Source organism: Xanthomonas campestris pv. phormiicola (assembly GCA_025666215.1).
Classification (GTDB): Bacteria; Pseudomonadota; Gammaproteobacteria; order Xanthomonadales; family Xanthomonadaceae; genus Xanthomonas_A; species Xanthomonas_A campestris_A.
This window is the reverse complement of the sequence record CP102593.1, coordinates 2,669,322-2,682,788: the sequence shown is the minus strand read 5'-3', so window position 1 is coordinate 2,682,788 and position 13,467 is coordinate 2,669,322. Positions and strand designations below refer to the sequence as shown.

The window sequence follows — 13,467 nt, the reverse complement described above, 5'->3', positions numbered from 1 at the left end:
CTGTTGGGTGAAGAAGGCGCGGTGTTCGTCTTCGCTCACGCCCAGGCGGGCCTGGGCGACGAAGTTGCGGAACGGCAGTGGCTCGGGCAGGCCGTGCTGGCGTCCGTCCAGATGTGCCTGCACTTCCTCGATCAGCAGTTCCAGGGTGGTGTGGTCCATCATCAGGTGATGGTTGTGCAGTCCCAGCAGCCAGCGCCCATGTGCGGGATCGTCGACGACATGGGCGTGGATCAGCGGTGCCTGGCTGACGTCCAGGCGGAAGTTGCGGGGATCCATGCGCAGGCGCAACCCGGCCAGCACGTCCGGCTCGTCGATGGTGAGCACGTGCCGCGGCAGCGGAGCATGGCGCCAGACGACCTGCACCGGGGTGGCAAGACCTTGCCAGGCGAAGCCGGTGCGCAGGATGTCGTGCCGGGCGATCACCGCCTCCAGCGCGGCGACAAAGGCGTCCAGGCGCGAGCGGGTGGCGAAGGCCAGCACGCTGATGTTGAGGTAGGCATCGCCCTCGGGGCTGGCCAGATGGTGGAACAGCAGGCCTTCCTGCAGCGGTGCCAGCGGATAGATGTCCTGCACGTTGGCGGCACCACCGGCAACCGTCGCCACCACGGCGTCGATCTCGCTCTGGGTGAGCTGAACCAGCGGCAGCAATTCGGGGGTGATGCGGGTGCAGTCGGGGCGGATGCGGTTGGGCGGCGCCTCCACCGCACCGCACTGGCGCAGCGCGGCGGCCAGACCGGCCAGGGTGGCGGCGCTGAACAGGGTGCGGACCTGCAACTCCCAGCCCTGCTGGCGCAGCCGTTCGATCAGCTTGATGGCCAGCAGCGAGTGGCCGCCGAGGGCGAAGAAGCTGTCGTGGCGGCCAACCCGATCGACGCCGAGCAGCTCGCTCCACAGCGCGGCCAGCAGCAGTTCCAGCTCGCCTTGCGGTGCCACGTAGGCCTGCGCGGCGAGCGCGTCGGCATCCGGCGCCGGCAGGGCACGGCGATCGAGCTTGCCGTTGGCGGTCAGCGGCAGCGCAGCGAGCTGCACATAGGCGGCCGGCAGCATGTAGTCGGGCAGGCGCGCACCGAGCTGGGTGCGCAATGCGTCGGGGTCGAGCGCGCCATCGGCGTCGCCGACCAGATAGGCGACCAGGCGCCTGTCGCCGGGGGTGTCCTCGCGGACGAGGACCGCGGCCTGGCGCACGCCGGCGCAGCCACGCAAGGCGGCCTGGATCTCGCCCAGTTCGATGCGGAAGCCGCGCAGCTTGACCTGCGCGTCGTTGCGGCCGAGATACTCCAGGCTGCCGTCGGCGCGCCAGCGCGCCAGGTCGCCGGTCTTGTACATGCGTTCGCCGGGGTGCTCGGCGAACGGGTCGGGCACGAAGCGTTCGGCGGTCAATCCCGGACGGCCCAGATAGCCGCGCGCCAGGCCGGCACCGGCCACGTGCAGTTCGCCGGCCACGCCGATCGGCAGGCACTGGCCGTCGCCCGCCAGCACATAGGCGCGCAGGTCGGCCAGCGGCCGCCCGATCGGGCTGTGCCCGCCACGTTGCGCATCCTGCGGGGTGAGCGCATGGGCGGTCACATGCACCGTGGTCTCGGTGATGCCGTACATGTTGAGCAGGGCGGTGCGCTGGCCGTGGCGGGCGAACCAGGGCGCCAGATCGGCCGGTTGCAGCGCTTCGCCGCCGAAGATCACCAGGCGCAGGCTGTGCGGCAGGAGGCTGTCGCGCTGCGCATCGAGCAGCGCCTGGAAGGCGCTGGGGGTCTGATTGAGCACGCTGACGCGCTGCTGGCAGAGCAGGGCATGGAACGCAGCCGGATCGCGTGCGATGTGCTGGGCAACCACGACCAGGCGTCCGCCGTGGGCCAGGGCCCCCCACAGCTCCCAGACCGAGAAGTCGAAGGCGCAGGAGTGGAACAGGGTCCAGACATCGGCAGCGCCCGGAGCGACCCAGGCGTGGGTGGCATGCAGCAGGCGTACGACCTGGGCATGGGCGACGACCACGCCCTTGGGGGTGCCGGTGGAGCCGGAGGTGTAGATGACGTAGGCCGGATGCTGCGGCAGCAGGTCGGCACGCTGCGGTGCCTGGGTCGGCTGCTGCGCCCACAGCGACGCGTCATCCAGCAGCACGGTGGCGATGCCGGATTCGCCGGGCAGCGTGGCCACCAGCGCCTGGTGGGCGAGCAGCAGGCGCGGCTGCGCGTCGTCGAGCATGAAGGCCAGGCGCTGGGCCGGGTAGGCCGGGTCCAGCGGCAGGTAGGCGGCACCGGCCTTGAGCACGGCCAGCAGCGCCACCACCAGGTCGATACTGCGTTGCAGGTACAACGCCACGCGGTCTTCCGGGCCGATGCCCTGGGCGATCAGGTGATGGGCGAGCTGGTTGGCGCGGGCGTCGAGCGCGGCGTAGCTGAGCGCGACGTCGTCGTGCACCACGGCGATGGCCTGCGGCGCCTGCGCGACCTGGCGCTCGAACATGCTGTGCAGGCAGCGGTTGTCGGCGTATGTCGCCTTGCTGCGGGACAGCGCGTGCACGCTGGCGCGTTCCTTCTCCGGCAATAGGTCCAGCACACGCAGGGCGGTCTGTGGCGCCTGCTCCAGCGCCTGGACCAGCGCCTGCACGCTCTGCAGCAGCATCGCCGCGATGCGCTCGGCGCCGATTTCCTGCACGCATTGCACGTCGAGCGAGAAGCCACCTGCTTCGGTGTGGTCGTTGACCGATACCACCAGTGGATAATGGGTACGCTCCTGGCCGCCGAGCTGCTGCACGTCCTGCAAGCGGTCATCGTGGGTGGCGCCCAGGACGTTGCTGCCGCCGGCATAGCGGTAGTTGAGCAGCGCGTTGAGCAGCGGCACGGCGGGGTCGACGCCGCTGCAGCGCTGGGCCAGGGCGAGCGGGGCATGTTCGTGGTGCAGCAGCTGGGCCAGGCAGAGCTGGGTGTGGCGCACGGCGTCCAGCACGCTGCCGCGCGCAGTGCCCAGGCGGATCGGCAAGGTGTTGAGGAACATGCCGAGCACGCGGTCCGCGCCGGCGCTGGCATGCAGGCGTCCGAACAGCACGGTGGCGAACACCGCCTCGTCGCGGCCGCTGGTCCGCGCCAGCAGCAGGGCGTAAGCCAGATGGAACAGGCTGGCGGGGCTGACGCCGCAGCGGCGCGCCTGGGTGCGCAGGGCCTGGGCGAGTGGGCCGGGCAACGGCCGATGCAGTTGCTGCAGGCAGGCCGGATCGTGCACCGGTGCGAGCACCCCGAACGGGGCGGTGGGCGCATCGATGTCGGCAAGCATGGCGGTGAAGAAGGCCTGGTGCTCTTGGTCGGACACCCCCGCGCGGGCATGGGCGATAAAGTCGCGGAACGGGAGTGGCGGCGGCAACTGCTGCTGCCGACCGGCCAGATGGGCACGCACTTCCTCGATCAGCAGTTCCAGCGTGGTGTGGTCCATCACCAGGTGATGGTGTTGCAGGCCGAGCAGCCAGCCACCGGTCGTGGTGTCGTGGGCCAGATGGGCGTGGATCAGCGGCGCCTGCTGCAGGCAGAGCGCGGCGTCGGGAGCGTGCATCCGGGCCTGCAGCCGAGTCGCCGGATCGGCTCCGTCGAGGCGCTGCAGGCGCCGTGGAACAACCGCCTGGCGCCAGACCACCTGCAACGGTGCAGGCAGGCCTTGCCAGACGAAACCGGTGCGCAGGATGTCGTGGCGGGCGACGACCTGGTCGAGCGCGTCGAGGAAGGCATCGAGTTGCTCGTTCGACGGGAAGCCGAGCACGGACGAGTGCAGATAGGGATCGGCGAGCGGATCGGCCAGGTGGTGGAACAGCAGGCCTTCCTGCAACGGCGCCAGCGGATAGATGTCCTGCACGTTGGCCGCGCCGCCATCGACGCTGGCCACGACTGCATCGATCTGCGGCTGCGTCAGCGCCACCAGCGGCAGCAGGTCCGGGGTGATGCGGGGGCAATCGGGGCCGATGCGATTGGGCGGGACGAGGAGGGTAGATGCGGTCTGCAGCTTGGCCGCCAGACCGGCGAGCGTGGGCTGGGCGAACAGCGCCCGCACATCGAGTTGCCAGCCGAGCCGGCGCAGGCGTTCGATCAGTTTGACCGCCAGCAGCGAGTGCCCGCCGAGGGCGAAGAAGTCGTCGTGGCGTCCGACCCGTTCGACGCCGAGCAGCTCGCTCCACAGCGTGGCCAGCACCTGCTCGAGCTCGCCTTGCGGCGCGACATAGGCGTGCAGGTGCAGCGCCCGAGCGTCCGGCGCCGGCAACGCGGCGCGATCGAGCTTGCCGTTGGGGGTCAGCGGCAGCGCCTCCAGCGGCACGTAGGCGGCCGGCAGCATGTGCTCGGGCAGACGCGCGGCGAGTTGGGGACGCAGTGCGGCCGGCTCCAGGGCCGACGTGTCGCCGACCAGATAGGCGACCAGGCGTTTGTCGCCGGTGTCGTCGCGCGCAATGACCACTGCCTCTTGCACACCGTCGCAGCCGCGTAGAGCCGCTTCGATCTCGCCCGGCTCGATGCGGAAGCCGCGGATCTTGACCTGCGCGTCGTTGCGGCCCAGGAACTCCAGCAATCCGTCATCGCGCCAGTGCACCAGGTCGCCGGTCTTGTACATGCGCTCGCCGGGGCGCTCGGCGAACGGATCGGGCACGAAGCGTTCGGCGGTCAGGTCGGGGCGGTGCAGATAGCCCTGCGCCAGCTGCGCACCGGCCAGGTGCAGCTCGCCGGCCACGCCGATCGGCGTCGGCTGGCCATGACGGTCGAGCGCATAGAGCCGGGTATTGGCCAGCGGCCGGCCGATCGGCACGCGCTGGCCGGGAGCGGGCGCATGCTGCAACGCCAGCGCGGTGAGGAACTGGGTGCTCTCGGTGGGGCCATAGGTCTGCAGCACGGTGGCCTGGCCGCCGGCGTCGAGCACCTGCGCCAGGGCCTGCGGATCGGCGACATCGCCGCCGGTGAGCAGCAACCGCAGCGCGCCCAACTGCGGTGCGATCAGCGGCGCGTAGGCGCGCAGCACGCCGGCGACCAGGATCAGCACCGACAGGCGTTGGCGCGCCAGCAACGCGCCCAGCGCCTGCGGGTCGCGCATCGCGGCAGCTGGAACGACGACGACGGTGGCGCCATTGAGCAGACTGCCCCAGACCTCCAGCGTGGCCGAATCGAAGGCGGGGTTGGAGGCGAAGGCGACGCGGTCGTCGGCCTGCAGGCGCGCCGGCCCGTCCTGCAGGACAAGGTTGAGCACGGCGCCATGCGATACCGCCACGCCCTTGGGCCGCCCGGTGGAGCCGGAGGTGTAGATCACGTAGGCCGGGGCCGTGAGCGGCACGGAGATGGCTGCTGCGGCGGCCGTGGTCGCGTCGTCGAGATCGGCCAGGGTCAGGCACGCCACCTGCGCAGGCGCCAGTGCGCTGTCGGCGGCGTGGATCAGCACGCTGGCCTGTGCATCGGCGATCAGGGCGAGCAGGCGTTCGCTGGGATGCGCGTCGTCCAGCGGCACATACGCCGCCGCGCACTTGAGCACGGCCAGTTGCGCGACGACCAGTTCGGCCGAGCGCGGCAGGGCGATGGCCACGCGCTGGCCAGCGCGCAAGCCCAGCGCGAGCAGGCGCTGCGCCAGCCGGTTGGCCTTCGCATCGAGCGCGGCATAGCTCACGCAGTGCCGGTCTGAGGCTACCGCGATAGCGTCCGGCGTGCGCCGTGCCTGCGCCTCGAACAGCTGGTGCAACGCCTGCTCGGGCACGGCGGCGATCGCGCCGGTGCCGAAGTCGGCCAGCAGCTGTTGCCGCTGTGGCGCATCCAGCCAGGGCAGCTGCCGGACGCGGGCGTGGTCGTCGCGCGTCAGCGCATGCAGCAGCTGCTCGAAGCAGCGCCACCAGCGTTGGATCGTCGTCGCATCGAACAGCGCTGTGGCATAGCCCAGACTGCCGACGATGTGGGCGCCGTCTTCCTGCAGCGTCAGCTCCAGATCGAACTTGCTGACCGGAAATGGACTCTGCACGCTTTCCAGGCGCAGATCGGGCAACTCGAGTGCGATAGCCGGCGTGTTCTGCCAAGCGAACATCACCTGGAACAGCGGTGGGTGGCTCAGGTTGCGCGGTGGATTGAGCCGCTCGATGAGCTGCTCGAACGGAACATCCTGGTGCTGCTGCGCCGCCAATGCGGTGGCGCGGACCTGGCCCAGCAATTGGGCCACGCTGGGATCGGCACGCAGATCGATGCGCAGCGCCTGGGTGTTGACGAACAGGCCGATCAGCGGCTCCAGTTCGCTACGGGTGCGGTTGGCGGTCGGCATGCCGATCACCACCTCGTCTTGTCCGGACAGACGCGCCAGCAACGTGCCCCAGGCCGCCAGGACGGTCATGAACACGGTGGTGCCATGACGCTGGCTCAGGCGCCGCAATGCAGCGGTGAGATCGGCATCCAGCGCAAGATCGACGGTGCCGCCGGTGTAGTCCTGGAGTGCCGGGCGCGGACGGTCGGTGGGCAGTTCCAACAGCGCCGGTGCGCCCTGCAGGTGCTCGCGCCAGAAGGCGAGCTGGCGTTGCAGCAGCGGCCCGTCGAGCCAGCGGCGCTGCCACAGGGCGTAGTCCGGGTATTGGATCGACAGCGGCGGCAGCGGATCGGGCTGGCCTTGCGCAAAGGCGGCGTACAGGGCGCCGAGTTCCTGCAGCAGCACGCTGATGGACCAGCCATCGGCGACGATGTGGTGCATGGTGATCAACAGGCGATGTTCGTGCTCGGCCAGGCGCAGCAGGCGGCCGCGGATCAGCGGGCCGCGGGCCAGGTCGAAGGGGGTGCGGGTTTCCTGTTCGGCGTGGCGCTGGGCATCGGCGGCGGGGTCGGGTGACTGGCGCAGATCGATGCAGTCCAGGGTAAAACCGATCTCCGGCGGGAGTACGACCTGGGTCGGGTTGTCCTCGTGCGAGGAGAACACGCTGCGCAGCGACTGATGGCGGACCAAGAGCTGGTCCAGCGCCTTGCCCAGGGCATCGCGGTTCAGGTGGCCGGACAGACGGACTCCACCAGAGATCAGGTAGGCCAGTGCTGCACGATCGTCGAGCCTGTCCAGCAGCCACAGGCGTTGCTGGGCGAAGGACAGCGGCAGCGGTACGCTGCGGTCGGCGGCAACGATGGCGGGCAAGGTGCTGGCGGCGGCACTGCCCAGGGCCTGGGCCAGCTCGGCCAGGCGCGGCTGGGCGAACAGCGCGGCCAAGGGCAGTTCCAGGCCGAGCGCGCTGCGGATGCGCGAGATCAGCCGCACGCCGAGCAGCGAGTGCCCGCCCAGGGCGAAGAAGCTGTCGTGGCGGCCGACGCGTTCGACGCCAAGCAGCTCGCACCACAGTGCGGCCAGCAAGGTTTCCAGCTCGCCGTCGGGCGGCGCGTAGGCCTGGACGGCGAGCGCGTCGGCATCCGGCGCCGGCAGGGCGCGGCGATCGAGCTTGCCGTTGGCGGTCAACGGCAAGCCATCCAGCCACACATAGGCGCTGGGCAGCATGACCTCGGGCAGGCGCGTGGCCAGCTGCGTGCGCAAGGCCTCGGCGCTGGGGCCGGCGTCGCCGACCAGATAGGCGACCAGGCGCGGCTGGCCGGGACGGTCCTGGCGCAGCAGCACGGCGGCGTCGTGCACGCCGGGGCAGGCGCGCAGCGCGGCGGCGATCTCGCCCAATTCGATGCGGACGCCGCGCAGCTTGACCTGGTCGTCGTTGCGGCCGAGGAAGTCCAGGGTGCCATCGGCACGCCAGCAGGCCAGGTCGCCGCTGCGGTACATGCGCTGGCCGGGCTGCCCGGCGAACGGATCGGGGACGAAGCGTTCGGCGGTCAGGGCGGGGCGGCCGAGGTAGCCGCGGGCCAGCTGCGGGCCGGCGATATGCAGGTGCCCGGCCACGCCGATCGGCGCCAGCTGACCGTGGTGATCGAGCACGTGGATGCGCAGATGGGCGATCGGCCGGCCGATCGGCACGCGGCCGCTGGGGGATGGCGCATCGTCGGCGGTGGTGGCGTGCACCACGCAGCCGACCACGGTTTCGGTGGGGCCGTATTCGTTGATCAGGCGGGTGTGCGGGGCGAGCGCTTGCCACCGCGCCAGGGTGGCTGCCGGCAGGGCTTCGCCACCGATCACCATCACCGCCGGGCTGAGCGGGCCTGGATGGTCGGCCAGTTGCTGGCCGAGCACTTCCAGGTGGGCCGGGGTGAGTTTGACCAGGCCCAGCGGGGTCGGAGCGCACAGGCGCTGGCGCAGGGCATCGAGGGTGTCGTGTTCGGGCAACAGTTCGACCCGTGCGCCGCACAGCAGCGGAGCGAGCAGGCTGGTCAGGGTGGCATCGAAGGCCAGCGAGGAGGACACCACCGCGCTGGGCTGCGGCCGATAGGTCTGCACGGCCCATTGCAGGTAATGCGCGGCACCGGCGTGGGTGAGCAGGGTGCCCTTGGGCTGTCCGCTGGAGCCGGAGGTGTAGATCACATAGGCCAGGTTGTCCGCGCCCAGGCCGGGGACCGTGGGTGCGCCGGGATCGTCCGGCGTCACGTCTGCCGCCTCCATGTCCGCGTCCAGCGTCAGCACGCTGACGCGCAGCATGGCGCGGCTGGCGGGCAGGCGCTCCTGCAGCTCGGTGCAGGTCAGCACCGCGCGCGGGCGGCTGTCGGCGAGCAGGAAGGCCAGGCGTTGGTCGGGCAGGTCCGGGTCCAGCGGCAGGTAGGCGGCGCCGGCCTTGAGCGTGGCCAACAGCGCCACGACCTGCCCGATGCCGCGCGGCAGGTACAGGGCGACGCGGTGTTCCGGTGCCACGCCGAGTGTGCGCAGACGATGGGCCAACCGGTTGGCGCGCGCGTCGAGCGCGGCGTAGCTGAGCTGGACATCGCCCTCCAGCAAGGCGATGGCATCGGGCGTGCGGCGCACCTGGTCTTCGAACAGGTGGTGGATGCACTGCGCCTGCGCCTGCGCCAGCGGCGTGGCCTCGGTGACGGTGAAGTTCTGCAACCGGGTGCGTTCGTCGGCAGGCAGCAACGGCAGTTGCGCGATGCGCGCCTGCGCGTCGGCGGCCATGCCGGCGAGCACCTGGACGAACTGGGCCAACTGGCGTTCAACGGTGCTGCGGTCGAACAGCGCGGTGGCATAGCCCAGGCTGCCGACGATGCGGTCGCCGTCCTCGTGCAGCGAGAACTCCAGATCGAACTTGGCATCGCCGCAGGGCGTCGGGAAGGGCTGCAGGCGGATGCCGGGCAATGTCAGCGCGGCATCGGGGACGTTCTGCCAGGTCAGCACGACCTGGAACACCGGCTGGGCGGCCAGGCTGCGCTCGGGGTTGAGCGCTTCGATGACCTGCTCGAAGGGCAGGTCCTGATGGTCCTGCGCGGCCAGGGCGGTGTGGCGCACCTGGGCCAGCAGCTCGGCGACGCAGGGGTTGGCACGCAGATCGATGCGCAGCGCCTGGGCATTGACGAAGAAGCCGATCAGCGCTTCGAGTTCGCTGCGGGTGCGGTTGGCGACGGGGGCGCCGATGACCACCTGGTCCTGCCCGGACAGGCGCGCCAGCAGCACCGCCCAGCCGGCCAGCACGGTCATGAACACGGTGGTGCCGTGACGCTGGCTCAGCGTGCGTAGCGCGGCGGTGAGATCGGCATCGAGCATGATCTCCACGCTGTCGCCGCGGTAGTCCTGCAGGGCCGGACGCGGGCGATCGGTTGGCAGTTCCAGCAGCGCCGGTGCATCGTGCAGATGCTCGCGCCAGAAGGCGAGCTGGCGTTGCAGCAGCGGCCCGTCGAGCCAGCGGCGCTGCCACAGGGCGTAGTCGGCGTACTGGATCGGCAGCGCTGGCAGCGGGTCGGGCTGGCCTTGCACGAAGGCGGCGTACAGGACACCCAGTTCCTGCAGCAGGATGGCGATCGACCACCCGTCGGCGACGCTATGGTGCACGCTGACCAGCAGGCGATGTGCGTGCTCGGCCAGGCGCAGCAGGCGGCCGCGGATCAGCGGGCCGCGGGCCAGGTCGAAGGGTGTGCGGGCTTCCTGTTCGGCGTGGCGCTGGGCGTCGGCATGCGGGTCGGCGGCCTGGCGCAGGTCGATGCAGTCCAGCGCAAAGCCGACGTCCGCGGGCGCGATCAGCTGGGTGGCGCCGTCGTCGCCGGCGACGAAGCTGGTGCGCAGCGCTTCGTGGCGGGCGACGATCCGGTCCAGCGCCCGTTGCAGCGCGGACAGGTCCAGTTCGCCATGCAGGTCCATCCCGCCGGCCAGCAGATAGGCCTGCGCGGCACGGGTGTCGAATTGCGCCAGGAACCACAGCCGTTGCTGGGCGAAGGACAGCGGCAGCGGTACGCTGCGGTCGGCGGGCACGATGGCGGGCAAGGTGCTGGCGGCGGCACTGCCCAGGGCCTGGGCCAGCTCGGCCAGGCGCGGCTGGGCGAACAGTGCGGCCAAGGGCAGTTCCAGGCCGAGCGCGCTGCGGATGCGCGAGATCAGCCGCACGCCGAGCAGCGAGTGCCCGCCGAGGGCGAAGAAGCTGTCGTGGCGGCCCACGCGCTCGACGCCGAGCAGCTCGCACCACAGTGCGGCCAGCAAGGTTTCCAGCTCGCCGTCGGGCGGCGCGTAGGCCTGGACGGCGAGCGCATCGGCATCCGGCGCCGGCAGGGCGCGGCGATCGAGCTTGCCGTTGGCGGTCAACGGCAAGCCATCCAGCCACACATAGGCGCTGGGCAGCATGACCTCGGGCAGGCGCGTGGCCAGCTGCGTGCGCAAGGCCTCGGCGCTGGGGCCGGCGTCGCCGACCAGATAGGCGACCAGGCGCGGCTGGCCGGGACGGTCCTGGCGCAGCAGCACGGCGGCGTCGTGCACGCCGGGGCAGGCGCGCAGCGCGGCGGCGATCTCGCCCGGTTCGATGCGCACGCCACGCAGCTTGACCTGGTCGTCGTTGCGGCCGAGGAAGTCCAGGGTGCCATCGGCACGCCAGCAGGCCAGGTCGCCGCTGCGGTACATGCGCTGGCCGGGCTGCCCGGCGAACGGATCGGGGACGAAGCGTTCGGCGGTCAGGGCGGGGCGGCCGAGGTAGCCGCGGGCCAGCTGCGGGCCGGCGATATGCAGGTGCCCGGCCACGCCGATCGGCGCCAGCTGACCCTGGTGATCGAGCACGTGGATGCGCAGATGGGCGATCGGCCGGCCGATCGGCACGCGGCCGCTGGGGGATGGCGCATCGTCGGCGGTGGTGGCGTGCACCACGCAGCCGACCACGGTTTCGGTGGGGCCGTATTCGTTGATCAGGCGGGTGTGCGGGGCGAGCGCTTGCCACCGCGCCAGGGTGGCTGCCGGCAGGGCTTCGCCACCGATCACCATCACCGCCGGGCTGAGCGGGCCTGGATGGTCGGCCAGTTGCTGGCCGAGCACTTCCAGGTGGGCCGGGGTGAGTTTGACCAGGCCCAGCGGGGTCGGAGCGCACAGGCGCTGGCGCAGGGCATCGAGGGTGTCGTGTTCGGGCAACAGTTCGACCCGTGCGCCGCACAGCAGCGGAGCGAGCAGGCTGGTCAGGGTGGCGTCGAAGGCCAGCGAGGAGGACACCACCGCGCTGGGCTGCGGCCGATAGGTCTGCACGGCCCATTGCAGGTAATGCGCGGCACCGGCATGGGTGAGCAGGGTGCCCTTGGGCTGTCCGCTGGAGCCGGAGGTGTAGATCACATAGGCCAGGTTGTCCGCGCCCAGGCCGGGGACCGTCGGTGCGCCGGGATCGTCCAGCGTCACGTCCGCCTCCATGTCCGCGTCCAGCGTCAGCACGCTGACGCGCAGCATGGCGCGGCTGGCGGGCAGGCGCTCCTGCAGCCCGGTGCAGGTCAGCACCGCGCGCGGGCGGCTGTCGGCGAGCAGGAAGGCCAGGCGTTGGTCGGGCAGGTCCGGGTCCAGCGGCAGGTAGGCGGCGCCGGCCTTGAGCGTGGCCAACAGCGCCACGACCTGCCCGATGCCGCGCGGCAGGTACAGGGCGACGCGATGTTCCGGTGCCACGCCCAGTGTGCGCAGGCGATGGGCCAGCCGGTTGGCGCGCGCGTCGAGCGCGGCGTAGCTGAGCTGGACATCGCCCTCCAGCAAGGCGATGGCATCGGGCGTGCGGCGCACCTGGTCTTCGAACAGGTGGTGGATGCACTGCGCCTGCGCCAGCGGCGCGGCCTCGGTGACGGTGAAGTTCTGCAACCGGGTGCGTTCGTCGGCAGGCAGCAACGGCAGTTGCGCGATGCGCGCTTGCGCGTCGGCGGCCATGCCGGCAAGCACCTGGACGAACTGGGCCAACTGGCGTTCAACGGTGCTGCGGTCGAACAGCGCGGTGGCGTAGTTCAGGCTGCCGACGATGCGATCCTCGACTTCGCCCAGGAACAGTTCCAGATCGAACTTGGCATCGCGTGCCTGGGCCTGGAAGGGCTGCAGGCGGATGCCGGGCAACGTCAGCGCGGCATCGGGGACGTTCTGCCAGGTCAGCACGACCTGGAACACCGGCTGGGCGGCCAGGCTGCGCTCGGGGTTGAGCGCTTCGATGACCTGCTCGAAGGGCAGGTCCTGATGGTCCTGCGCGGCCAGGGCGGTGCGGCGCACCTGCGCCAGCAGCTCGGCGACGCAGGGGTTGGCGCGCAGATCGATGCGCAGCGCCTGGGCATTGACGAAGAAGCCGATCAGCGCTTCGAGTTCGCTGCGGGTGCGGTTGGCGACGGGGGCGCCGATGACCACCTGGTCCTGCCCGGACAGGCGCGCCAGCAGCACCGCCCAGCCGGCCAGCACGGTCATGAACACGGTGGTGCCGTGACGCTGGCTCAGCGTGCGTAGCGCGGCGGTGAGATCGGCATCGAGCATGATCTCCACGCTATCGCCGCGGTAGTCCTGCAGGGCCGGACGCGGGCGATCGGTCGGCAGTTCCAGCAGCGCCGGTGCGTCGTGCAGATGCTCGCGCCAGAAGGCGAGCTGGCGTTGCAGCAGCGGCCCGTCGAGCCAGCGGCGCTGCCACAGGGCGTAGTCGGCGTACTGGATCGGCAGCGCTGGCAGCGGATCGGGCTGGCCTTGCACGAAGGCGGCGTACAGGGTGCTGAGTTCGCGCACCAGCAGGCCCATGGACCAGCCATCGGTGACGATGTGGTGCATGGTCACGAGCAGGCGGTGTTGGTGCTCGGCCAGGTGCAGCAGGCGGCCGCGGATCAGCGGGCCGCGGGCCAGGTCGAAGGGCGTGCGGGCTTCCTGTTCGGCGTGGCACTGGGCGTCGGCATGCGGGTCGGCGGCCTGGCGCAGGTCGATGCAGTCCAGCGCAAAGCCGACGTCCGCGGGCGCGATCAGCTGGGTGGCGCCGTCGTCGCCGGCGACGAAGCCGGTGCGCAGCGCTTCGTGGCGGGCGACGATGCGGTCCAGCGCCCGTTGCAGCGCGGACAGGTCCAGTTCGCCATGCAGGTCCATCCCGCCGGCCAGCAGATAGGCCTGCGCGGCACGGGTGTCGAACTGCGCCAGGAACCACAGCCGTTGCTGGGCGAAGGACAGCGGCAA

Annotated in this window: 1 protein-coding gene (cut by a window edge); it reads right to left on the bottom strand. The window is 71.2% G+C overall.

Features of this window, described 5'->3' with window-relative positions; genetic code table 11:
• Window positions 1–13,467, bottom strand: partial view of a non-ribosomal peptide synthase/polyketide synthase gene (locus NRY95_11125; GenBank protein ID UYC14314.1) — the beginning only. 21,807 nt of this gene lie to the left of the window's left edge; 13,467 of the gene's 35,274 nt are visible here — the first part of the coding sequence; the start codon lies at window positions 13,465–13,467; its stop codon lies beyond the left edge, outside the window.